Here is a 22481-nt window from a genome sequence, read left to right as displayed (position 1 = left end):
TCGACGACACGAGAATTGCGGCTTTCCTTTTCTTCGCCTTGAACAAGCCCTACGTTCCGGGCCGATTCGGTTAGAAAGATGAGAGACCTGTGAAACGATCCTCCTTCCTCGGCTCCTCCCTCCACACGTTGGCCAGCCTCCGGCGCCTGCCGGTTGTCCTGCTGGTGACATTGGCCGCGTCATCGGCCGTGATCCATGAAGCCGTTGCCCAGGCTCAACCGCAGCCGGCGACCGAGACGCAGCCGTCGGCCCAACCTGTGGCGCAGGATCCACCGGTGCCTGCGTCTCCGGCAAAGGCACCAACGGGGCAACCGGTCGCCAGCGACGTTACGGCCGATTCGATCAATGTCGAGATGAAGGACAAGCTGGACGGAATGCGCCAGCAGCTGAATTCGTTTCGCCAGAATGTCGAGACGGTTTCCGACGACGATGCGAAGCTTGCCGAAATCAGGGTGAAGGCTGAAAACATCGTCGGCGAAATGCAGGCCGCCTCGGATGCCATGAAGGCTCGTGTCGAGCAGATCCAGAACCGGTTGACGAGCCTCGGCGATGTTCCGGCGGCGGGACAGCCGGCGGAGGCGCCGGCTGTCAGTGAAGAGCGGGGCAAGCTGCAGAACGAACGATCCCAGCTCAATCTCATCGTCGATGACGCGGGCAGTCTTTCGAACAGCGCCACACAGCTTGCCAACACGATCACCAACCTGCGCCGGACGCTGTTTGCGCAGACCCTGTTCCGGCATACCGACCTGACCCCGGACCTGTTCGTCGAGGCCGGCAACGCCTTCGTCACGGAAGTGCGCAATTTCAATTCGACGATCGGTAGCTGGCTGAGCTTCGTCTGGCGGTTCAAGGCCTTGTCGCTGATGGGGGCAATCGCGCTGTCCGTCGGTGCCGCCATTCTTTTTCTTGCCGGGGGATACCGGCTTTTCGGGCGGTTCGTGAAACGAAGCGGCGGCGAAGATGCTGCCTATATCAAAAGGCTGTCCTATACGTTCTGGTCGACCGTGCTGCAGAGCGTGACTTTTGCTGCCTTCGTGATGACTTCCTACCTTTTCCTCGAAGGGTTCAATGTGCTGAGGCCCGATGTGGCGCCGATCGTTGCTACTTTCTTCGGTTTCATCTGGTTCGTCCATTTCGTCTGGAAGCTTACCTATGCGGCGCTGGCACCGAACGATCCCGGCTGGCGTCTGGTCAAGATCACGGACAGGGGCGCGCGCCTTCTCAGCCTGGCGATCATCGCCATGGCGGTCGTCAACGGGCTGGATTACCTGTTCGGCGCCGTCAGCGAAGCACTCAATTCGCCGCTCGTCCTGACGATTGCAAAGAGCTTGCTCGCCTCGGTGATCATCGGATTGATCCTGATCGCCATTTCGCTGATCCGGCCGGTGATCGGGGAGGGCGAGGATACGACCGGGCAGGGGAGGCCGTGGCCTCGTTCCTTCTCGCTGATGCTGCGGGTGATGGGTGGTCTTCTGCTTCTCAGCGTGATTGCCGGTTATGTCGGGCTGGCGCGCTTTGCCTCGACCCAGATCGTGCTGACCGGGGCCGTGATCGTGCTGATCTATATCGGCCTTTTGTCGGGCAAGGCGATATCGAAACGCGGCGCCTTCAACGATACGCTTCTGGGCCGGCGGCTTGCGGATCGGTACCGGTTCGGGGAGGTCGGCGTCGATCAGGCTGGGCTGTTCGTCGGCCTCGGGATCTATATCGTCGCGCTGGCGCTTGGAATTCCGCTGATCCTGATCACCTGGGGTTTCCAGATCGCCGACATCGAATCCTGGGTCGTCAGCTTCTTCACCGAATTCCGCATCGGCAGCATCTCGATTTCGATCGTCGGAATTCTCGGCGGTGTACTGCTGTTTGCCCTCGGATATGTCGTCACCCACTGGACCCAGAAGTGGATCGACGGGAATGTGCTTGCCAGAAGCCATGTCGACATCGGGGTGCGCAATTCGGTCAAGACGGGCATCGGTTATCTCGGCGTCGGCCTCGCGGTCATCGTCGGCGTCTCGGCGGCCGGAATCAACCTCTCCAACCTGGCGCTGGTTGCGTCTGCCCTTTCCGTCGGTATCGGTTTCGGGTTGCAGAATATCGTGTCGAACTTCGTCTCGGGCCTCATCCTTTTGGTCGAGCGTCCGTTCAAGGTCGGCGACTATGTGGTGACGGGTGCAACGGAGGGCATCGTCAAGCGCATCTCGGTGCGCGCCACCGAGATCGAAACCTTCCGGCAGCAGGCCATCATCGTTCCGAACTCGGACCTGATCAACGCGGCTGTCGGCAACTGGACGCTCAAGAACCGTATCCAGCGATCGGAAATCAAGATTTCGGTCAGCTATGACAGCGATCCGGAAAAGGTGATGGCAATCCTGCTGGCAATCGTTTCGGAGGTTCCGGAGGTTCTGAGAAACCCCGAACCGCATGTCGATTTCCTTGCCTTCGGCGGATCGTCTCTCGACTTCGAACTGCGCTTTCACCTTGCCGACATGTCGGACGGGTTGCGGGTCCGCAACGCCGTGCGGGTCGAGATATTGAAGCAGTTCAAGGCACAAGGGGTGGAGATCCCGTTTCCTCGTTCAGAGGTCGTCTTCCATCGCGGTTCGCCGGTGCTGGCCGAAGAGGTGGATGTGCGCGGCGGCGCATGAGCTTTCCTGGTGCAACGGCTGGATCCGAGTGGGCCCAGCCGTTGCCGGGCATCGTGATTGCTACTTCTGATTTTACTTCAATACATATGAAATCATTAAGCATAGGTCCGTACCAATTGTTGACCTAATCTGCAGTGCCTGCAGCATTGAGAGACAGATTGTCCTGAAATGACCCGGCGGATTAACTGTTCCGCAAATTGCTCCAAGTAAAAAATGCTCGGGGCTTAATTATTGTTCGTAAGGGTCGACATGACATTCCTTGGCATTTCCGGAATGCAGTATTCCGGTGAAACTCTCGGTAAGGCGCGTATTCTGCTCGCCGAGGATTCCAACGTGTTCACATCGATGATCGGCACGCGGTTCAAGGAGCTGTTCGACATCGATGTGGAGATCTGCCGCAATTTCGAGGATCTGCAGCTTGCCTATGACAGGTCGACCGACCCGATCATGCTGGCGATCTCCAATATCAATCTGCCGGGGGCTGAAAACGGAGAAGCGCTGGAATACCTGATCGATCTGTCGATCCCGACGATCGTGTTCACCGGCACATTCCATCAGGAAACCCGCGACAAACTGCTGACCAAGGACATTGTCGACTACATTCTCAAGGACAATGTGTTCGCGGTGGAAATGCTGGCGGAATCTGTCTGCCGGTTCCTTACAAATCACCGCCATCATGTGCTGATCGTCGATGACAGCCCGACCGCAAGAGCGCTGCTTTCGAGCCGCCTCAAGCGTTACAATTTCCGTGTCAGCACGGCTGACAACGGTGCCAAGGCGATCGATGTGCTGAAGAAAAACAACGATATCGGTTTGATGATCACCGACTATAACATGCCCGATATCGACGGGTTCGAGCTGACCCGGCGGGTACGCTCCGTGCGCGGTTCGCACGAATTGCGCATTATCGGCGTTTCGTCATCTTCGGACCGGCATCTGTCTGCCCGCTTTCTCAAGGCAGGCGGCAACGACTTCATGCTGCGGCCCTTCATCGATGAAGAATTCTATTGCCGCGTGAACCAGAACCTCGACACGCTGATCCAGATCCGTTCGATGCGCTCGGTTCGTGGCCTGGACGGCGTCAAGAACGTCGCCTAATCGCAGTCCAGGTGAAGCCATGCCCTATATCGTGAGCCAGAAGCGCGAGCAGCCGAGCCCGGCCGAATTTGCCGGGCAGGCCGCCGGACAGCCGGCCGGCAGGTCAACTGACGGCCGGCTGCTGTCCATCGAGGAATTCTACCTGGTGGGAGAGCCCATCGTCACGGATTGTCTCGATGGCGGTGAGCCATGCAGCATCGCCATCATCGATATCGATCGGCTTTTCCGCATTTCCGAGGTGCATGGAACAGAATGCGCCGACCACGTGCTTTCCGAGTTCGGTGCCAATCTTCTGCATGCGGCATCATCGCGAAACATGTCCGTGGCGCATCTTGGTTTCGACCAGTTCGGACTGTTGCTGGTGGGGCAGGATGGTGCGGCGGCGACCGAAAATTTCGACCGGCTGCGGCAGGAACTCGGATCGCGACCGTTCGGCTGGAAAGGCGAGATGATCGGGGTGACGGTCTCTATCGGCCTTGCCGACATTCATGGGCCGGAGACTTTCGACAATTATCTCAATGCGGCCGAACAATTCCTGTTCATGGCGAAGACGGCGGGGCGCAATCAGGTGGTTTCCGACCACACCTTCGCCGCCATCCACTAACGGTGCCGACGGAGCGCAATTGCCTCCGCCGGCATGTATCATTCATCCATTCAATGGGCGCCGAGCAGGGCGCTTTTCCGGCTGTCGAAATAGGCTGAAAGCGACTGCGGTTTTGCGCCGGTGAGAGCCTCGAAATCGCCGGTGACCAGGTCGAAATTACCGGCGCGGATATTGGCGTCGGCCGAAACCAGCATCTTCACCAGGAAGTCGGGAAGACCGGCGGAGGTCATGCCGCCCGCCAGCTGCTCGTCGGTCAGGGATACGACGGCGAGCGGCTTGCCGGCTGCCTTCGATACGAGGGCTGCAATCTCTTCGGCGCCAAGGCTTTCTGCGCCCGTCAGCGTGAGGGTGACGCTGCCGGCCGGCGGATTGGCAAGCGCTGCGGCCGCGCCACGGGCGCAGTCGTCACGGCTGATATTGGAAACCTTGCCGGCGCCCATCGCGGTGTACCAGGTGCCGGTCTCCAGATTATGCGGCATGGACATCAGGTAATTGTCGTCATACCAGGCATTGCGGAGGATGGTGTAGGGGATGCCGGTCGCCTTGATCGCCTCTTCGGTGCCGAGATGGTCGGGCGCAAACGACACCAGAGATTTGTCCGGGTTCGGCATCGAGGTGTAGAGGATATGCCTGACGCCGGCCTTTGCCGCGGCGGCAACCGCCGTCTTGTGCTGCTTGAGGCGCCCGCCGGGTGTTACGAGATCATCGGTCGAGATGATCAGGACGCGGTCAACGCCGGCAAAAGACTCGGCAAGCCCTGCCTCATCGCTAAAGTCGGCCTTGCGGGTCTCGACACCCTTTGCTGCCAGATCGGCAAGCTTGGACGTGTCGCGGCTTGCGGCGATGATGTCGCCTGCGGCGACCCTGGATGTCTCCAGGAGGTGATGGAGGACTGCGCGGCCGAGCTGACCTGCGGCACCGGTGACGAGAAGTTTGGTCATGTCGTTTCCTCTTGCAATGCCGGCTGAACGTCCCGGCATGATTGTTGGTCTCAAAAAGAGACTAGCGCTAGAATAGGAATTGACTGGCTCCTGTAAAGGAGGCACATTTCCGGGAGATCGTTACCAAAAGGGAACCACCACTATGGACAACAGGGCGCGTATGCCAATTCTGGCCAGTGAGCCTTGCGACATGTCCAACTGGGATGCCGGCAATTGTCCGGTTCGCGATGTGATGAACCAGATTGCCGGCAAATGGTCGACACTTCTGCTTGAGGCGTTGGCGCAGCGGCCGTATCGATTCGGTGAACTTCGTCGGTTGGTGCCGGATATCTCCCAGCGCATGCTAACCCAGACTTTGCGAGATCTCCAGCGCGACGGCTATATCGACCGTCAGGTGTTTCCGACCAAGCCGCCAAGTGTCGAATACAGCATGACCGAGCTTGGCCGCTCGCTGTTCGAGCCGCTGTCGAAAGTGCTGGCCTGGGCCGGAAACAATCACGCCGCTGTGAAAGCGGCGCGGGTGAAATTCGACGCAAGCGAACTCGGCTGAACCGAGTTTGCCTTAAGCAAGCTGGTCCTGGCAAATTAATATGAACGGTGTGCTGGAACGACGAAGGGCGGCCGAAGCCGCCCTTGCCTCATCTGAATTTGCCGAGCCGATCAGGCGTCGAGCGATTCCATGTCGATGACGAAGCGGTAACGGACGTCGCTTTTCAGGACGCGTTCGTAAGCTTCGTTGACCTGCTGGATATTGATCTTTTCGATTTCCGAGACGATGCCCTTCTCGCCGCAGAAATCCAGCATTTCCTGGGTTTCCTTGATCGAGCCGATCATCGAGCCGGAAAGTTCCTTGGCGCCGAAGATCAGCGAGAAGGCATGGACCGGGATCGGATGTTCCGGCGCGCCGACAACGACCATGGCGCCCTTCGGCTTGATCAGGCCGAGATAGGCGTTCCAGTCGATCGCAACACCCGCGGTGCAGATGATCAGGTCGAAATAACCGGCGAGCTTCTTGAAGGTTTCCTCGTCGCTGGTGGCGTAATAGTCCTTGGCGCCGAGCTTGAGGCCGTCTTCCTTCTTCGACAGGGTCTGGGAGAGGACGGTGACGTCCGCACCCATGGCAGCGCCGATCTTGACGCCCATATGGCCGAGGCCACCCATGCCGACGATGGCAACCTTCTTGCCGGGGCCGGCCTGCCAGCGATGCAGCGGCGAATAAAGCGTGATGCCGGCGCAAAGCAGCGGGGCTGCGGCGTCGAGCGGCAGGTTGTCCGGGATCGACAGGACGTAACCTTCCTTGACGACGATCGAGTCGGAATAACCGCCCTGGGTGGCAGCGTTGCCGTTCAGGGTGTCGACGTCGTTATAGGTCTGCACAAGGCCCGGCAGGTAATGTTCGTTGTCGAGGTCGCGGGTGGCGCAGCCGACGCAACTGTCGACGAAGCAGCCTACGCCGACACGGTCGCCGACCCTGAATTTGGTGACCTTGGAGCCGACGGCCTTGACGATGCCGGCGATCTCGTGGCCGGGCACGATCGGATAGACGGCATTTTTCCATTCGTTGCGGACGGTGTGGATGTCCGAATGGCAGATGCCGGCAAACTTGATGTCGATGACGACGTCGTCATCATTGGGTTCGCGGCGCTCGAAGGTGAAGGGCGTCAACGGGCTCGTTGCGTCGGTCGCGGCATAGCCTCTGGCGATGGGCATGGAGAACTCCATTCATTCATGGGGTTGAAAATCAACGGGCGGACTATGCGTCGGCAAGAGGGACAGGCGTTAGATCGATCCTCCACGCTTCTTGCCCGATCCTGCAAAATTTCGATCTGCCGCTCGTTGCCAAGACGGCGGTGCATTATAGAGTGGGGGACGCAAACCTGCCTGCCCCGGAGAAATGGTCCCATGACGCTGCCTTTCAATCCCTATCAGGAGATTGCCTCGATTGCCGCCCGTTTCTCGAGCGGCGATGGCGAGACGGTGACCGGCATAGAGGGGCTGGGGATCAGCCGCCGGACATCGCCGAGCGCGCCTTGTCACGGCAGTTACCGCCCTTGTTTCGCCATGGTGATCCAGGGGGCAAAAAGCGTGCAGCTGGGCAGTGATAGGATCGATTACGGGTCCGGCGACTATCTTTTGACATCGCTTGATCTGCCGGTCGCATGGCGGGTGGTCGAGGCGAGCGCCGAGGTTCCGCATTTCTGCATCACGCTTGCGATCAGCAGTGACAAGGTGCTCGATCTGATGGGCGAGACCGGTCTTTCCAAGCCGGCAGAAACAACGAAGGGGCAGCGCGGTATCGTCGTCAACGGCGCAACGCCGGAACTCCTTGATGCATCGGTGCGTCTGATGCGCTTGCTTGATCGTCCAAGGGATATTGCCGCTTTAGCGCCGCTGATCGAGCGGGAGATCCTCTATCGCATTCTTACCGGGCCAGCCGGAGCGCAGCTGATCAACATTGCGGTCGCCGACAGTCACGGCAACCGGATCGCCCGGGCGATCGCCTGGCTGAAGGAAAATTTCGCCAGTTCGCTCAGGATCGAGGATCTTGCAGACCATGTCAGCATGAGTGTCTCGTCCTTCCATCATCACTTCAAGTCGATCACCGCGATGACGCCGGTGCAGTACCAGAAGCACCTGAGGCTGCATGAGGCACGTCGGCTGATGCTGGTGGAGGGGCTCGATGTCGGCAATGCCGGGCATCGTGTCGGTTACCAGAGCCCGTCGCAGTTCAGCCGCGAATACAGCCGGCTCTACGGCCTGTCGCCGGCGCGCGACATGGAGGCCGTGCGCGATTCTGCGCAGGCCTGAGTTCTCACATCCGCATTTATGATTTGCCTATTCTGATTGGCCGGCCAAGTCAGCGCTTGACGGAAAGCAGAATTGCTTTATACGACAGAACCGTACCGTACGGTACATGAGAGGAGCAAGTTCCCGTGAGACCCGATAGTGCCGATGCACCGCAATTTTCGCCGCGCCAGACAGAAGTTCTGGAGCAGGCGCTTCGTCTTCTGGTCGAAGGCGGTGACAAGGCGCTGACGACGTCGGGACTGGCGCGGGCGGCAAGCTGTTCGAAGGAAAGCCTCTACAAGTGGTTCGGCGATCGCGACGGTTTGCTGGCGGCGATGATCGCCTATCAGGCGAGCAAGGTGCGCACCGCGGACCGTTCGGGCGAGAAGCTGACGGACGACGTGTTGAAGCAGCGGCTTGAACAGTTCGGTCGCGATCTTCTCGAGGTTCTGGCCGGTGATGTTTCGCTGGCGCTGAACCGGCTGGCGATCGGCCAGACGAGCCGTGACGGTTCCAAGCTCGGCAAGCTTCTGGTCGAGCATGGACGGCGCCAGATCGATCGGCGTGCCATGGCGCTGATCGATGCGGGAAAAAGGGCAGGGCTCTTGCGTTTCGACAATGCGGATGCCGCCTATCACACATTTTACGGCCTGATCGTCTCCGACCTGCATGTGCGCATGCTGCTTGGCGAGCCGGGCCTCAAGGACAATGCACGCCAGGCGGAGAGGGCGGTCGAGGCCTTCCTCTCGCTTCACGGCGTACAACAAATACCGGCAGACGCATTTCGCCTTGCTGCCGGACGATGACAACAGCAAACGAAGCAAACACTAGGGAAGGAACATACGATGCGCGTTTATTATGATCGGGATGCCGACATCAATCTCATCAAGTCGAAGAAGGTCGCCATTATCGGCTACGGTTCCCAGGGTCGCGCTCACGCGCTGAACCTGAAGGACAGCGGTGCCCAGAACATGGTCATCGCTCTCAAGGCCGGTTCCGCGACCATCAAGAAGGCCGAGGCCGACGGCTTCAAGGTCATGACGGTCGCCGAAGCTGCCGCATGGGCCGACCTGATGATGATGGCGACGCCTGACGAGCTGCAGGCCGACATCTACAAGGCCGAGATCGCCGGCAACATCCGTGACGGCGCCGCCATCGCGTTTGCCCACGGCCTCAATGTCCATTTCGGCCTGATCGAGCCGAATGCATCGATCGACGTTGTTATGATCGCACCGAAGGGCCCGGGCCACACGGTTCGCGGCGAATACCAGAAGGGCGGCGGCGTTCCCTGCCTCGTTGCCATCCATCAGAACGCTTCGGGCAATGCGCTCGAACTGGCGCTTTCCTACGCCTGTGGCGTCGGCGGCGGTCGTTCGGGCATCATCGAGACCACGTTCAAGGAAGAGTGCGAAACCGACCTGTTCGGCGAACAGGCCGTTCTGTGCGGCGGTCTCGTCGAACTGATCCGCGCCGGTTTCGAAACGCTGGTCGAAGGCGGTTATGCGCCGGAAATGGCCTATTTCGAATGCCTGCACGAAGTGAAGCTGATCGTCGACCTGATCTATGAAGGCGGCATCGCCAACATGAACTACTCGATCTCCAACACGGCCGAGTGGGGCGAATACGTCACCGGTCCGCGCATCATCACGGCTGAAACAAAGGCTGAAATGAAGCGCGTTCTGACCGACATCCAGACCGGCAAGTTCACCTCGGACTGGATGCAGGAATACCGTGCCGGTGCTGCCCGCTTCAAGGGCATCCGCCGCAACAACGACGCCCACCAGATCGAAGAGGTCGGCACCAGGCTGCGTGCAATGATGCCATGGATCGGCAACAACAAGCTGGTCGACAAGGCCGTCAACTGATCCAGTTGCAACATGACGGAAATCGGAAGGCCGGGGCGAAAGCTCCGGCCTTTTTCGTCCGATGGCGTCACAAATTCCAGCGTTCGGAAACATAAATCGTGATCGCGGCGTACCGAAAATCGATAAGTCAGCATTGCTGACCTATCGAAACTTTTGTAAAGCACGAGCAACAAAATTGAAACAAGAGGAAACATCCCGTGCTTGATTGGGAACATATCTTCGCCAGCCGTTCCAGCCGGATGAAGGCGTCGGAAATTCGCGAACTGCTCAAACTGCTGGAACAGCCCGACATCATTTCGTTTGCCGGCGGCATTCCGGATCCGGCACTGTTTCCGGCGGAGGCCTTCCAGGCGGCCTATGCGGACATCTTTTCAGGCGCGCAGGTGAACTCGGCGCTGCAATATTCCGTCAGCGAAGGCTACAAGCCGCTGCGCGACTGGATCGTCGAGGACGTTGCCAAGATCGGCATCGACTGTACCGCCGACAACGTTTTCATTACCTCGGGATCGCAGCAGGCGCTGGATTATCTCGGCAAGCTGTTCCTGTCGCCGAAAGACACGGCGCTGGTCACCTGGCCGACCTATCTCGGGGCGCTGTCGGCCTTCAATGCCTACGAGCCGAATTATGACCAGCTGTCGGTGAACGGCAACCGCACCCCGGACGCCTATCGCGATACCGCAGCCAAGGCAGGTGGCGCGGTCAAGTTCGCCTATCTTTCGGCCGACTTTTCCAATCCGACCGGCGAGACGATCGATCTGGATGGCCGCAAGAGACTGCTGGCGCTCGCCGACGAGCTGGATATCGCCGTTCTCGAAGATGCTGCCTATCAGAACCTGCGTTTCGACGGCGAGGCGATCGCGCCGATCCTGTCGCTCGATATTGCCGCAAAGGGCGGTATCGAGAATACGAGGACGATCTATAGCGGCAGTTTTTCCAAAACGCTGGCGCCGGGGTTGCGCGTCGGGTTCGTCATCGCCGCCATGCCGGTCATCCGCAAGCTGGTGCTGATGAAACAGGCGGCCGACCTGCATTCGTCGACGATCAACCAGATCGCCGTCGAACATGTCGCCTCGCGCGGATTTGCCGAGCAGGTCGCCAAGATCAAGCGGGTTTATGGTGGACGACGGGACGCGATGCTGACGGCGCTCGAAAAATACATGCCGAAAGGCACCTCATGGACAAAACCGCAGGGCGGGATGTTTGTCTGGGTGACGCTGCCTGACGGCATGGACGGCGCCGAACTGCTGGCCAAATCGCTGGCGACGGAACGGGTCGCCTTCGTGCCGGGCAAGGCCTTTTATGCGGATGGCAGCAATGCCAATACGCTGCGGGTCAGCTTCTCCTGCGCCAATGACGAGATGATCGACGAGGGCATCAAACGGCTCGGACGGCTGATTGCGGGCGCGTCCGCAAGCGAGCACGAAAGCCTGCCGATTATCTGATTGATACTCGCAAAAAGGGCGATATCCAAAGGGTTTCGCCCTTTTTGCAGAATTCCTTCCCTCTACGTCAAACGCTGTCACATGAGTGTCGCTGACGTGTGGTTTGAGCGGCGTCATCTCAAACAGGATGACCTCGATGAAAAAGCTTCTGTCCACCTTCACGGCGCTTGTTGCGCTTGGTCTTTCCGGCGTTGCCAATGCCGCCGATCTGATCATCTATACGAGCCAGCCGAATGCCGACGCACAGGCGACCGTGGATGGTTTCAAGGCCGCCAATCCGGGCGTCGATGTCGAGTGGGTCCGTGACGGAACCCCGCAGATCATGGCCAAGCTGAACGCCGAGATCGCGGCCGGCAACCCGGTCGCCGACGTGCTTTTGATTGCCGACACGGTCACGCTCGAGCGGATGAAGCAGGCCGGCCAGCTGCTCGCCTACAAGTCGCCGGAAGCCAAGAATTACGATGCCTCGCTTTATGACGCAGACGGCTATTACTACTCGACCAAGCTGATCACCACCGGCATCATGTACAATACCCAGGCCGCGATGAAGCCGACCAGCTGGGCCGATCTTGCCAAGCCGGAAGCCAAGGGTCTCGTCACCATGCCGAGCCCGGTCGCTTCGGGTGCAGCGCTGATCCATGCGCAGACGCTTGCTGCCGTCGACGGCCTCGGCTGGGATTATTACAAAAAGCTCAAGGAAAACGGTGCGGTTGCTGCCGGCGGTAACGGTGGCGTGCTGAAGGCCGTCGCATCCGGCGAGAAGGCCTATGGCGTCGTCGTCGACTACATGCCGATCCGCGAAAAGGCCAAGGGCGCGCCGGTGGAGTTCGTCTTCCCGAAGGAAGGCGTATCGGCCGTCACCGAGCCGGCGGCGATCCTCGCCTCCACCAAGCATCAGGACAATGCCAAGAAGTTCATCGATTACGTCCTGTCCGAAAAGGGCCAGGACGGCTTCCTGAAGCTGGGTTACATCCCGGCACGCAACGGCATGGCTGTCCCGGAAGGTTTTCCGGCACGCGACACGATCAAGGTTCTGCCAATCAATGCTTCGGAAGCGCTGAAGAATTCGGAAAAGGACGTCAAGACGTTCTCCGACATCTTCGGCACCAAGGGCTGATATAAGAGCTTCATGTCCCGATCTCTCAATCGAGGAAACAGCCAGCCCCGCTGGCTGTTTTCCTTTGTCATCCTGGTGATCTTCCTCCTGAGCGTCTTGCCGCTCGGGCGGCTTGCGGTCACCGGCATTGCCTCTGCCTTCAAGGGTGGCGCGCGCGAACTGCTCTCCGACCCGATGGTCTGGCAGGCCGTCGGCGATACGCTCAGCACGTCGTTTCTCGGCATGATCGCGGCCGTCGTGCTCGGCGGCGGGTTCGCGCTGCTGCTGACGCTTTTCGATGTTCGCGGCAAGACTGCACTCGGCTTCCTGTTCATGCTGCCGACGATGATCCCGCCCCAGGTGACGGCGCTCTCGTGGATCGGCATGACCGGTCCGTCGAGTGCGCTTCTGAAGGCGATCGGCATGGCGCCGCCGCTGGGTTCGCCGCAGCCGCTCTATTCGATCGGCGGTATCGCGCTTCTTTATGGCGTACAGAATGCGCCGCTGGTCTTCCTGTCGCTGCGCGCCGGCCTGCTGGCTCTGCCGCGTGATGGCGTCGAGGCGGCAAGATTGTCCGGTGCTTCCTCTTGGCAGGTGCTGAAAGATATCATCCTGCCTTTGTCGCTACCCGGTTTCGTCGCCGGTGCCGCGATCGCCTTCGTCTCCTGCGTCGGCAATTTCGGTATTCCTGCGATCCTTGGCATTCCGGCTTCGATCTACACGCTGCCGACGCTGATCTATGCGAAATTCGCTGCCTTCGGACCCGGCACCTTCGCCGACGTCTCGCTTCTGTCGGGTCTGATCGCCATCCTGTCGGTCATCGGCCTGACCGTCGAGGAACGTGTGCTGCGTGGCCGAGACTACCGCGTCATCGGGCTTTCGGGGCAAGTGGCGATGTTCAGGCTCGGCACCTGGCGGCCGGTGGGCGAACTGGTTCTGTGGCTGGCGATCCTCATCACTTTGGTCATGCCGCTGACAGCGCTGATCGCCAGCTCTCTGGCGCCCGCCTATGGCGTACCGCTCACAACAGCGACGGCAACGCTCGATGCCTATCGCGAAGTCCTGTTCCGGCAGGCGATCACCCGCACGGCCTTCTTCAACTCCGTGTCGCTATCGCTTGCGACGGCACTCGGTCTCCTGGTGGTGACCGTGTTGACCGGTTATTATCTGGTGCGGTCGAAAAGCCGGCTTGTGCCGGTTCTATCGGCTCTGGCGGAAATTCCCTACGCGCTCCCCGGCATCGTGCTTGCCGTTGCGCTGATCCTCGTTTTTGCCGCACCGATCCCGATCATCGGGGTTTCCATCTACGGCACGATCTGGATCATCCTGCTTGCCTATTTCTCCAGCTTTTTCGCCGTCAGCCTGAAGCCGGTGGTGAGTGCGTTCCGGCAGCTCGATCCGTCGCTCGAAGAGGCGGCGCGGCTTTCGGGCGCCGGGTTCGGTCGCCGGATGGTCGATATCGTCGTGCCGCTGGTGGCGCCGGCGGCGGGGGCGTCCGTCATTCTCGTCTTTCTCATTGCCTGCAACGAGCTCACCGTCTCGGCCATTCTCTGGTCGGCCGGAACCCAGACACTCGGTGTGGCGATCTACAATCTCGATGATAGCGGCAGCTTTAACCTTGCCTCCGCACTTTCCGTTCTCGTGGTCATCATGGTGATCGCGATGATGCTGATGCTGGAGCTGATGGCGAACAGACTGCCGAAAGGTGTGGTACCGTGGCGCAGCTGATCCTCAACCGTCTTTCCAAGACATTCGAAACCGGCGGGCGTCCTGCCGTCAACGACGTGTCGCTGACCGTACGCGACGGCGGCTTTCTGGCGCTTCTCGGGCCGTCCGGCTGCGGCAAGACGACGGTGCTCAGAATGATCGCCGGCTTCGAACAGCCGACCGACGGCTCGATCCTGCTCGGTGACCGGGTGCTGGCCGATGCGGGCGACATGGTGGCGCCGGAACATCGCAACATGGCGATGGTATTCCAGTCCTATGCGCTGTGGCCGCATATGAGCGTCGCCGACAATGTCGGTTATCCGCTCAAGGTTCGGGGTGTCACCGGTGAGAGACGTCGCAAGAAAATCGCGGAGGCACTCGCGGCCGTGCGTCTCGAAGCCTATGCGGATCGTCGCCCGGCCGATCTTTCCGGCGGCGAACGGCAGCGCGTCGCGCTCGCCCGCTGCCTCGTGACTGAACCCGACGTCGTGCTGCTCGACGAGCCGCTCGCCAATCTCGACCGGCACCTGCGCCAGGAGATGGAAGAGACGTTCCGCGAGTTTCATGCCCGCTCCGGTGCGACGATGATCTACGTGACCCACGATCAGGCCGAGGCGATGGCGCTGGCGACGGATGTCGCCGTGATGTCGGAAGGCAGACTGCTGCAAGTGGCAAGCCCGCAGGAAATCTATGCGCGGCCGGAGGGCCGGCTGGTCGGCGGTCTGGTCGGGCAGGGGGCCATTCTCAGCTGGCCTGCGTCTTCGGCCGGCCGCCTGCTGGACTGGGAAATGCTGCAGCAGGGACTGGCGCATTCGCATGACGGCAATTTCGCCGATATTCTGGTGCGGCCGCAGGATGTCGAGATCGCCGGCGACGGCATGGCGGCAACGGTCACTTCGGTGCTGTTCGAAGGCGAGCGTTATGCGCTGAAACTTTCGCTCGGCGACGAGCAGGGCCTGCGTGCCTATAGCCGCCGGCCGGTCAAGGTGGGAGATCAGGTGTCGATCGTCATCCGCTCGGCCTGGCGGCTCTGACGGGTAGCCAGCCAAATTTCGGATGTTAAGGTGACACCGCAATCGGGAATCATGGATGTCTCTGCGCCTTGGCACGTTCAATATCGAAAACCTGATGACGCGGTTCGATTTCTCCGGCTGGCGCAACCAGTTGCGCCAGGACAGAGTGATCAGGCTGTTCGAGGTCGGCAGCAAGGAGACATACGAGCAATTGGAACAGGCTCGATTGATCGCCGAAACTGATGACACGCGCCAGCTGTCGGCACTTGCCATAGCCGATGCGGATGCCGACATTCTCTGCCTGCAGGAGGTCGACAACATGCCGGCGCTGCAGGCTTTCGAATACGGTTATCTCTACCGCATGGTCAGCAATGGCTATCTGCAGAAATTCCTGGTCGAGGGGAATGACGGACGCGGCATAGATGTTGCCGTGCTGATGCGCGAGGAAACGCGCGGCGGCGAACGGATCGAGGTCATCGACGTGCGCAGCCATGCGATGCTGACCTATCAGGACCTCGATCTCTTCAACGACGAACTGGCGCTGACCAACCGGCCGACCGACAAGATCTTCAAGCGCGACTGCCTGGAACTGGAGCTGAAGATCGGCGGCAAGCCGTTGTTTCTCTATGTCGTGCATTTCAAATCGATGGGCAATGCGCGCGACAACAGGGATGGCCGCCTAGGCACGATGGCAATCAGGACCGCCGAGGCCAAGGCGGTGCGGCAGATCATCGAACGGCAGTTTGGGGCGGATGGTCGCGATCGGGCCAATTTCGCCATCTGCGGCGACATGAATGACTATCAGGAACGGGTGAAGGTGATCGGCACACGCCGCAGCGGCTACCGGTTCGAGCCGGTGCGGGAAGAGACGAGTGCGCTCGACGTGTTCAGCCATGACGGTTTTGCCGAGAACGTGACGAAGCGGCGCGACGTGATGGATCGCTGGACGCTCTATCATGCCCGCGGACCGCAGGAGCAGCATCTTTGCCAGCTCGACTATATCTGGCTGTCTCCGGCGCTTGCAGGCGCCAATCCGGCAGCCGTGCCCGACATCATCCGCAATGGCCAGCCGTTCCGTACCGTATTTCCACCGGGACAGGAGGTGGAGCGGTTTCCGCGGATCGGCTGGGACCGGCCGAAAGCGTCGGATCATTGCCCGGTTGTTGTGGAGTTCGACCTTACATGACGATCATGCTCGACGGCATCTGGCCGCCATCGGAAAACCCGTTCCGGGTCGACGCCTTCGACCTTGCCGTGATTGATGGTCCGCATCCGCTTCACCTTGAACATGCGACGGAGATCGAAGCGAACTGGGCGCTGGAGTCCAAAGCCAACCCGCATCTGTTCAATGGCGACATGGTGCTGCAGCGGCAGCTGAGTTTCGACCATGGCGTCATTCGCGGCATTGCCCACAAGATCCCCTATTCGACGCTTCTGTGGTGGCGCAAGCAGGCCAATCCTGAAGGTGCGCTGCATCTTTTCGGTTTCGCGGTCATCGTCTCGTCAGACAATGCGATCGTTGCGATCCGGATGAGCGAACGCACCGCCAATCCGGGCCAGGTCTATTGCGCTGCGGGTTCGCTCGATCTCAGCGACATCGTCGACGGCAAGCTGGATGTGGCCGGCAATATGCGCCGTGAAGTGCGCGAGGAAACCGGGCTCGATCTGGGCGAGGCGAGGGCCGAACCGCAGTTTTATGCCAGCCATGCCGACAACCGTATCGTGGTTTTCCGCTTTTATCACTTCGCGGTGACAGCTGCCGAACTCGTTGCCCGCGTCAAGGCGCATATGCTGCAGGACGAAGAGCAGGAGATCGATGGCGTGGTCGTCATCCGGTCCGCGGATCCGGTCGCGCATAACTACAATCCGCTGATGTTGCCGATTCTCGACTGGCATTTCGGCGCTGCGCGGCTCTGAGCCAGGCGGTCTTGCGCATGTTCGCCGGGTGAGGCAGGTTACCCCCATATTCATGGGAGGGGATAAAGTGGCACGACGTTATGCCATATATGACGTTTTCACCGGCCAGAGACTTGCCGGAAATCCGCTCGCCGTCGTCTTCGATACGGACGGATTGTCGGGTGATGCGATGCAGTCGATTGCACGCGAGATGAACCTATCGGAAACCGCTTTCATCCTGCCTCCGGAAGCGGCAGGCCACGCAGCGAGGCTGCGGATTTTCACGCCTGCGAAGGAATTGCCGTTTGCCGGACATCCGACCGTCGGATCGGCGATCGCACTTGCAGAACGGGAACACCAGCCGGGGGACACGGAACTCGACCTGATGTCGGTTCTGGAAGAGACGGTCGGACCGGTGCGCTGCGCGATCCGGATGCGCAAGGGGGAGGCGACATTTGCAGAATTCGACCTGCCGAAGCGGCCTGTCCGGGTCGACATCCCGCTGGACCGGCAAGGGATCGCCGATGCGCTGACGGTGAAGTCCACCGATATGGCCTTCGAAAACCATGTGCTTTCGATCTGGACGGCAGCTGTGCCGTTCGTGCTCATTCCGCTCAGAAACCTTGCAACGGTGCAGAACCTCGAATTCGAATCGACTCTGTGGGAACGGGTGGCGCCGTTCGTCGACGGTTCGCTGGCATCGGCTTATGTCTATTGCCGCGGCGGGGTGCATCATCAGGCAAAATTCCATGCACGGATGTTTTCGCCCGACATGCGGATATGGGAGGACCCGGCGACGGGTGCGGCCGTGGCGGCACTGGCCGGCGCCATCCAGCAGTTCGATGCGCTGCCCGATGGACATCATCCGATGATCATCGAACAGGGACTGGAAATCGGCCGACCGTCGTTCATCCACCTGCATATCGATTCCAAGGGTGGGGAAATTTTCAAGGCGCGGATCGGCGGGCAGGCGGTGAAGATGGCCGAGGGCATGCTGGAGATCTGAAAAAAATCGAAAAGCGGGAAAGCCCGAGGAACAAGGGCTTTCGGCCGGCGCCGGAATTTTTTTGAGCAGTTGCACAAAGAAAATCATTCAGGCCGCTAGACAAGCCAAAGGAAGCTCTTTATACGCCCCTTCACACCGACGGCGCAGGCCACTGAGGCAGTCGGTTACGGGTGATTAGCTCAGTTGGTAGAGCAGCTGACTCTTAATCAGCGGGTCGTAGGTTCGAGCCCTACATCACCCACCATCTCCTCTTAAACAGTAGATGTGACAGTAGTTTAGGTGCAGAGAAGAAAATTCTCCGGCGCTTGGAACTTCTCGATGACCGGCGCATTTCTCTGGCAATTCAAACCAAACCGGTATGTTCAACGTGCGCGCGATTGTCCTTCTTCTTGCCAGCGTCACCTGTGTCGTCGCACTTTTTGTTTCCGGCCTTGCCCTGACGGTCCGTCTGGTCTCCGACCCTGCTCCGCACCATTTCGACCATATGGACACACCGGATCTATGGACATCCGAACCGGTCGTAATCGACCCCGACAGGCAGTCCTATCAGCGGCTCGAGGCTGTGCCTGTGATTGCCTATCTCGCGCCGACGGACGGAGATGTTGAAACTGCGGCTCTGGCGCATACAGAGGAGCGTGGGACTGCTGCCGCCGATGTGCCGGCCGTCGCCGCACAATCGGATTCTTCTACGTCGGGTGATACGCCGTCGGTCGATACCACTGTCGTTGCGACGAACAGCAGTGCGGTCGCAGACACAGGCCACGCCGACTGGTGCCTTGCCCGCTATCGTTCCTACCGTGTCGAAGACAACAGCTATCAGCCGATCAGCGGCGGCCCGCGCGCGCAATGCGAAGATCCGTCTAGTCAATCCTCCGGTTTCGGTCAGGCCCGCGATCGGGCGACGGTGACGTTTGGCGCCGGCGCTCAAGATCGGGGCATGCCCGTTTCTGCGGCATCGTCGGCCAACGGCCTGACGGCAGATGCATCTGTCAGCCGGAAGACGGCCATGGGTGCTGCCGTGAGCGGTACGCATGACGAGTGGTGCCGCGATCGCTATCGCTCCTATCGCAGCGACGATAACAGCTACCAGCCCTTCGACGGCGGGCCTCGAAAGGCATGTGCCTCACCCTTCGGCTGAGGTATGGTTCTGGAGCCGTTTCCAACGGATGCACGAATCGATTTTTCCGGCTGAAACCTTATGAAAACAAACAGATGGATTTTGAAGGCGATTGCATTTTCGCCGCAAATTCTGTCTTGCGTCAGCTCGCTTCGCGCATCAACTGGCGATTTTCATCAACCTTAAGCGCCTGGACGCGCTTGGCCAGCCAGTCGACCACGACGCGCACCTTGTTGCTGAGGTGACGGGTCTGCGGGTAAACGATGTAGAGCGGAAAGCTCTCGCAAATCCACTCGCTCAGGACCGGAACAAGCTTGCCATCCTGAACGTGTTTCTGGGCCATGAAACGTGGTATCTGCGCAATGCCGACACCGGCAATCGCCGCATCTACATAGGAGCGGGCGTCGTTGACGGAGACGATGTAGTTGGGATCGATCTCGATCTTCTCGTCACCCTGGCTGAAGCTCAGCTGCATGATGCGACCAGATGGCGCCTGAAGGTAACCGACGCAGCGATGGCCGCTGTTCAAGTCGTTCGGATGAACGGGTTTGCCAATTTTTTCCAGATAGATGGGCGAGGCATAGGCCTGCATGCCGATCTCGCCGACCTTGCGGACGATCAGTGACTGGTCGGTGGGCGTGCCGCCGCGCAAGGCGCAATCGACATTCTCTGCGATATAATCCACCAGGCGGTCGCCGACGCCGATATCAAGCTTGATCAGCGGGTAGCGTTCGTGAAATTCGCAAAGATGCGGGATGACGAGGAGATCTGCAAAAGCCCCTGCCATCTCGATCCGCACGCGGCCGCTCGGCTGGGTCTGGGAGTTCGACAGGCTGCCGTCGAGTTCTGCCACGTCCGCCAGAATCTGGATGGCACGCTCGTAATAGAGCGCGCCGTCATTGGTCACCATCACCCGTCGCGTGGTGCGGTTGAGCAGTGTGGTCTGCAGATGCGCCTCAAGCGCCTGCACCATATTCGTCACCGTCGTCTTCGGGATGTCGAGCGTGGTCGCGGCACGGGTGAAGTTGCCGGTCTCGACGACCCTGACGAAGACGCGCATTGCTGACAGCTGATCCATGACAGGTTCCTTGCGATGCGATTGTCCATGAATTTGGAAAAGTGTTGCCGATCCATGCGGATTGCACTTTCGTTCCCGAACAATAATATCTGAATACGAATTCGCCGCAAGACCTGTGGCTAAAACGAAAGCAAACGTCATGTCACCGCAATGGGAAACACTGGAAATCGATGGGCCGTGGAAGGCCTCCGTTCCCGTGCGTATCCACAAGGGTAATGTGCAGGGTGCCAGGCCACCGATCGTTTTGTATCTCAAGGGCGACGCCTTCCGGCAGCCGAAGCCGGACGCGGCACCGAGCCCTGTGGTCGGCGCCCTGGAGGATGCGGGGGCGGTGGTCGTCGAGGCCGATTACGGCAGCGTATCGGGCAATGTTTTTCCGAAGGCGATGGAATGCGCATTCCTTGCCCTCTACGGGCTCAACGAAAAGCTCAACAGACACGGTAAGGGTAGGTCGCCATTGCTGATCGCCGGAGACGAGGCCGGCGGCAATGTCGCTGCCGGTGCTGCGTTGAAGGCGAGAGACCAGATGCCGGGCCGGCTTTCCGGCCAGGTGCTTTTGTCACCGATGATCGACCCGATGATGACGTCGGCCTCGATCCGCGGCGCCGATGAACTGGGCATGCGCGAGCGCTGGTCGGATGGATGGAGCCATTATCTGGGGTCCGCCTGTTCGCTGCAGCATCCTTACGCCGCGCCGTGTCTCTGTTCGAGACTGTCCGGTGTGGCGCCGGCGCTGGTGATGACCTCCGAAGACGACCCGCTGCGCGATGAATCGCTAGGTTATGCCGACAAACTGGCAGGCTCGGGCGTCAAGGTTACCAAACGCATCCTTCCCGCCGGCAGCGGCTGGACGGGCTTGTATCACGGTATCGGCGGTGTCTGGCTCGCCAGCCTCTGCCTCGAGTTTTCGGCCTTTGTCCGCCAGGTGGCGTCTTAAGGGCCCGCATTTTCTGAAAGATCCGAGAATCGATAACAGCCCCACCCAAGGCTGAAGGAGTTCACAATGACAATGAAGACAACCCGCTGGGCCCTTTTGGGCGCCGGCCTAACCACTTCTGTGCTCATCGCAGGCGCAGCCTTCTATCTCGATATGCCACAGGGCGCCAATGCGGCCTCTCCGGCGGCTGCCGCTGCTCCGGTTGCCATACCGGTGACGGTAGCGACAATCGAGCCGCGCCGGATCGGCACCTGGCAGGATTTCTCCGGCCGCCTCGAAGCTGTCGATCGCGTCGATGTTCGGCCTCGCGTGGCGGGCGCCGTTCAGTCGGTGCATTTCCGCGAGGGAGGACTGGTCAAGGCGGGCGATCTTCTGGTGACGATTGATCCGGAGCCTTTCAAGGCAGCGCTTGCCGAAGCGCAGGGGCAGGTCGCCTCGGCCCAGGCGAAGCTCGATTATGCCAATACCGAGCTTGAGCGCGGCAAGACGCTTCTCGCCCGCAACACGATTTCGCAGAGCGACCTGGCGCAGCGCGAAAGCACCCAGCGCGAGGCCGTTGCAACCCTGCAATCGGCGCAGGCCAGTCTTAAGGTGGCGGACCTGAACCTCGGTTATACCGAAATCCGCGCACCGATTGCAGGTCGTGTCGGCAAAATCGAGGTGACCATCGGCAATCTCGTGGCCGGCGGTTCTTCCTCGACGCCACTGACGACGCTGGTTTCGGCCGATCCGATCTATGCGAGCTTCGATGCCGGCGAAGAGCTGGTAACGCGCACGCTCGCCGAACTGCCACTCGTCGATGGCCAGCCTGCCATCGACCACGTGCCGGTAGAGATTGCCACGCTTGCGCCGGGAGCCGATCCTATCAAGGGGCATCTGCAGCTGATCGACAACCAGGTCAATGCCGGTACAGGCACGATCCGGGTGAGGGCGGTGTTCGGAAATCCGGGCGGCAGGCTGATCCCCGGCCAGTTCGTGCGCGTGCGCATGGGCGAACCTGAACCGATGGAACGTGTCCTTGTCAGCGAACGGGCCCTCGGCAACGATCAGGACAAGAAATTCGTGCTGGTGGTGGATGGCAAGAACACTGTTGCCTACCGTCCGGTCCAGCTCGGTGACGTCATCGATGGCATGAGGATCGTCGAAAAGGGCCTCAACGCCGGTGATCGTGTGATCGTCAACGGATTGCAGCGCGTGCGCCCCGGCGCCACTGTCGATCCGCAGGACGAGGCAAAGGTCGCAGCAAAGTAAC

Annotated in this window: 20 protein-coding genes and 1 tRNA gene; 18 read left to right on the top strand and 3 right to left on the bottom strand. The window is 60.2% G+C overall.

The genetic code is table 11. The features are described from left to right. Window positions 1-89: 89 nt before the first annotated feature. The 3 genes from AC2GXZ_RS15445 to AC2GXZ_RS15435 all read left to right on the top strand — a co-directional run bounded on the left by AC2GXZ_RS15445 (window position 90) and on the right by AC2GXZ_RS15435 (window position 4344). The gene (locus AC2GXZ_RS15445) at window positions 90-2642 is read left to right on the top strand and encodes a mechanosensitive ion channel family protein (RefSeq protein WP_483760039.1); all 2553 of its coding nucleotides are present in this window, start codon (window positions 90-92) and stop codon (window positions 2640-2642) included. A 249-nt stretch (window positions 2643-2891) separates the two neighbouring features. After that, window positions 2892-3740 carry a response regulator gene (locus AC2GXZ_RS15440; protein WP_483760038.1) on the top strand — a complete coding sequence of 283 codons (849 nt, stop codon included), beginning with the start codon at window positions 2892-2894 and terminating at the stop codon, window positions 3738-3740. Window positions 3741-3759: 19 nt separating this feature from the next. Further along, window positions 3760-4344: a GGDEF domain-containing protein gene (locus AC2GXZ_RS15435; protein WP_483760037.1), complete on the top strand. Its 585-nt coding sequence runs from the start codon at window positions 3760-3762 to the stop codon at window positions 4342-4344. Between the two features lie 50 nt (window positions 4345-4394). On the opposite strand, the gene AC2GXZ_RS15430 is transcribed toward AC2GXZ_RS15435, so the two are convergent. Beyond that, entirely contained in the window at window positions 4395-5285 is an 891-nt protein-coding gene (locus tag AC2GXZ_RS15430) for an SDR family oxidoreductase (protein ID WP_483760036.1), read from the bottom strand. A gap of 142 nt (window positions 5286-5427) precedes the next feature. Here AC2GXZ_RS15430 and AC2GXZ_RS15425 point away from each other — a divergent pair, with 142 nt between their 5' ends. Then, window positions 5428-5835 carry a winged helix-turn-helix transcriptional regulator gene (locus tag AC2GXZ_RS15425; RefSeq protein WP_483760035.1) on the top strand — a complete coding sequence of 136 codons (408 nt, stop codon included), beginning with the start codon at window positions 5428-5430 and terminating at the stop codon, window positions 5833-5835. Window positions 5836-5945: 110 nt separating this feature from the next. Here AC2GXZ_RS15425 and AC2GXZ_RS15420 read toward each other — a convergent pair whose 3' ends face one another. Next, on the bottom strand, window positions 5946-6995 hold the full coding sequence (locus AC2GXZ_RS15420) for an NAD(P)-dependent alcohol dehydrogenase (protein ID WP_483760034.1): 1050 nt from the start codon (window positions 6993-6995) through the stop codon (window positions 5946-5948). Window positions 6996-7187: 192 nt separating this feature from the next. Between AC2GXZ_RS15420 and AC2GXZ_RS15415 the strand changes: the two genes are divergently transcribed. The 12 genes from AC2GXZ_RS15415 (at window position 7188) to AC2GXZ_RS15360 (ending at window position 19235) form a co-directional block, all read left to right on the top strand. After that, entirely contained in the window at window positions 7188-8093 is a 906-nt protein-coding gene (locus AC2GXZ_RS15415; protein WP_483760033.1) for an AraC family transcriptional regulator, read from the top strand. 125 nt (window positions 8094-8218) lie between these two features. Continuing rightward, window positions 8219-8878 carry a TetR/AcrR family transcriptional regulator C-terminal domain-containing protein gene (locus tag AC2GXZ_RS15410; RefSeq protein WP_483760032.1) on the top strand — a complete coding sequence of 220 codons (660 nt, stop codon included), beginning with the start codon at window positions 8219-8221 and terminating at the stop codon, window positions 8876-8878. A gap of 39 nt (window positions 8879-8917) precedes the next feature. Continuing rightward, window positions 8918-9937, top strand: a complete 1020-nt coding sequence (gene ilvC, locus AC2GXZ_RS15405) for a ketol-acid reductoisomerase (protein WP_483760031.1) — start codon at window positions 8918-8920, stop codon at window positions 9935-9937. A gap of 197 nt (window positions 9938-10134) precedes the next feature. After that, on the top strand, window positions 10135-11379 hold the full coding sequence (locus AC2GXZ_RS15400) for an aminotransferase-like domain-containing protein (protein WP_483760030.1): 1245 nt from the start codon (window positions 10135-10137) through the stop codon (window positions 11377-11379). A 136-nt stretch (window positions 11380-11515) separates the two neighbouring features. Beyond that, window positions 11516-12496, top strand: coding sequence for an ABC transporter substrate-binding protein (locus AC2GXZ_RS15395; RefSeq protein ID WP_483760029.1), 981 nt, complete (start codon window positions 11516-11518; stop codon window positions 12494-12496). Between the two features lie 12 nt (window positions 12497-12508). Further along, window positions 12509-14203: an ABC transporter permease gene (locus tag AC2GXZ_RS15390; RefSeq protein ID WP_483760028.1), complete on the top strand. Its 1695-nt coding sequence runs from the start codon at window positions 12509-12511 to the stop codon at window positions 14201-14203. Further along, window positions 14191-15216 carry an ABC transporter ATP-binding protein gene (locus tag AC2GXZ_RS15385; RefSeq protein WP_483760027.1) on the top strand — a complete coding sequence of 342 codons (1026 nt, stop codon included), beginning with the start codon at window positions 14191-14193 and terminating at the stop codon, window positions 15214-15216. Before AC2GXZ_RS15390 ends, AC2GXZ_RS15385 begins: the two co-directional genes overlap by 13 nt. 55 nt (window positions 15217-15271) lie before the next feature. Continuing rightward, window positions 15272-16381 (top strand): endonuclease/exonuclease/phosphatase family protein, encoded by a 1110-nt coding sequence (locus AC2GXZ_RS15380; protein ID WP_483760026.1) that lies wholly within the window; start codon window positions 15272-15274, stop codon window positions 16379-16381. Continuing rightward, complete coding sequence (locus tag AC2GXZ_RS15375; RefSeq protein ID WP_483760025.1) at window positions 16378-17112, top strand: NUDIX hydrolase; 735 nt, start codon at window positions 16378-16380, stop codon at window positions 17110-17112. The genes AC2GXZ_RS15380 and AC2GXZ_RS15375 overlap by 4 nt, the downstream gene beginning before the upstream one ends. 67 nt (window positions 17113-17179) lie before the next feature. Next, entirely contained in the window at window positions 17180-18097 is a 918-nt protein-coding gene (locus AC2GXZ_RS15370) for a PhzF family phenazine biosynthesis protein (protein WP_483760024.1), read from the top strand. Window positions 18098-18265: 168 nt separating this feature from the next. Then, window positions 18266-18341 (top strand) — tRNA-Lys (locus tag AC2GXZ_RS15365). Between the two features lie 123 nt (window positions 18342-18464). Then, window positions 18465-19235: a BA14K family protein gene (locus AC2GXZ_RS15360; protein ID WP_483760023.1), complete on the top strand. Its 771-nt coding sequence runs from the start codon at window positions 18465-18467 to the stop codon at window positions 19233-19235. A gap of 121 nt (window positions 19236-19356) precedes the next feature. On the opposite strand, the gene AC2GXZ_RS15355 is transcribed toward AC2GXZ_RS15360, so the two are convergent. Then, window positions 19357-20292 (bottom strand): LysR family transcriptional regulator, encoded by a 936-nt coding sequence (locus tag AC2GXZ_RS15355; protein WP_483760022.1) that lies wholly within the window; start codon window positions 20290-20292, stop codon window positions 19357-19359. Window positions 20293-20431: 139 nt separating this feature from the next. Between AC2GXZ_RS15355 and AC2GXZ_RS15350 the strand changes: the two genes are divergently transcribed. Continuing rightward, a complete protein-coding gene (locus AC2GXZ_RS15350; protein ID WP_483760021.1) occupies window positions 20432-21229 on the top strand; it encodes an alpha/beta hydrolase fold domain-containing protein in 798 nt (265 codons plus the stop codon). 66 nt (window positions 21230-21295) lie between these two features. Continuing rightward, window positions 21296-22480 (top strand): efflux RND transporter periplasmic adaptor subunit, encoded by a 1185-nt coding sequence (locus AC2GXZ_RS15345; protein WP_483760020.1) that lies wholly within the window; start codon window positions 21296-21298, stop codon window positions 22478-22480. Window position 22481: the final 1 nt, after the last annotated feature.

The sequence above is a fragment of the Aliirhizobium sp. YIM B11859 genome (genome assembly GCF_057163345.1).
Note: the sequence above shows the minus strand (reverse complement) of the source record. Positions and strands in the feature narration are given on the sequence as shown.

Bases quoted from the DNA above. Each gene is read 5' to 3' on its own strand.
- ilvC (WP_483760031.1), top strand. From the start codon at position 8,918: ATGCGCGTTTATTATGATCGGGATGCCGACATCAATCTCATCAAGTCG.
- AC2GXZ_RS15435 (WP_483760037.1), top strand. From the start codon at position 3,760: ATGCCCTATATCGTGAGCCAGAAGCGCGAGCAGCCGAGCCCGGCCGAA.
- AC2GXZ_RS15415 (WP_483760033.1), top strand. From the start codon at position 7,188: ATGACGCTGCCTTTCAATCCCTATCAGGAGATTGCCTCGATTGCCGCC.
- AC2GXZ_RS15380 (WP_483760026.1), top strand. From the start codon at position 15,272: ATGTCTCTGCGCCTTGGCACGTTCAATATCGAAAACCTGATGACGCGG.
- AC2GXZ_RS15390 (WP_483760028.1), top strand. From the start codon at position 12,509: ATGTCCCGATCTCTCAATCGAGGAAACAGCCAGCCCCGCTGGCTGTTT.
- AC2GXZ_RS15355 (WP_483760022.1), bottom strand. From the start codon at position 20,292: ATGGATCAGCTGTCAGCAATGCGCGTCTTCGTCAGGGTCGTCGAGACC.
- AC2GXZ_RS15345 (WP_483760020.1), top strand. From the start codon at position 21,296: ATGACAATGAAGACAACCCGCTGGGCCCTTTTGGGCGCCGGCCTAACC.
- AC2GXZ_RS15425 (WP_483760035.1), top strand. From the start codon at position 5,428: ATGGACAACAGGGCGCGTATGCCAATTCTGGCCAGTGAGCCTTGCGAC.
- AC2GXZ_RS15375 (WP_483760025.1), top strand. From the start codon at position 16,378: ATGACGATCATGCTCGACGGCATCTGGCCGCCATCGGAAAACCCGTTC.
- AC2GXZ_RS15395 (WP_483760029.1), top strand. From the start codon at position 11,516: ATGAAAAAGCTTCTGTCCACCTTCACGGCGCTTGTTGCGCTTGGTCTT.
- AC2GXZ_RS15350 (WP_483760021.1), top strand. From the start codon at position 20,432: ATGTCACCGCAATGGGAAACACTGGAAATCGATGGGCCGTGGAAGGCC.
- AC2GXZ_RS15420 (WP_483760034.1), bottom strand. From the start codon at position 6,995: ATGCCCATCGCCAGAGGCTATGCCGCGACCGACGCAACGAGCCCGTTG.
- AC2GXZ_RS15440 (WP_483760038.1), top strand. From the start codon at position 2,892: ATGACATTCCTTGGCATTTCCGGAATGCAGTATTCCGGTGAAACTCTC.
- AC2GXZ_RS15430 (WP_483760036.1), bottom strand. From the start codon at position 5,285: ATGACCAAACTTCTCGTCACCGGTGCCGCAGGTCAGCTCGGCCGCGCA.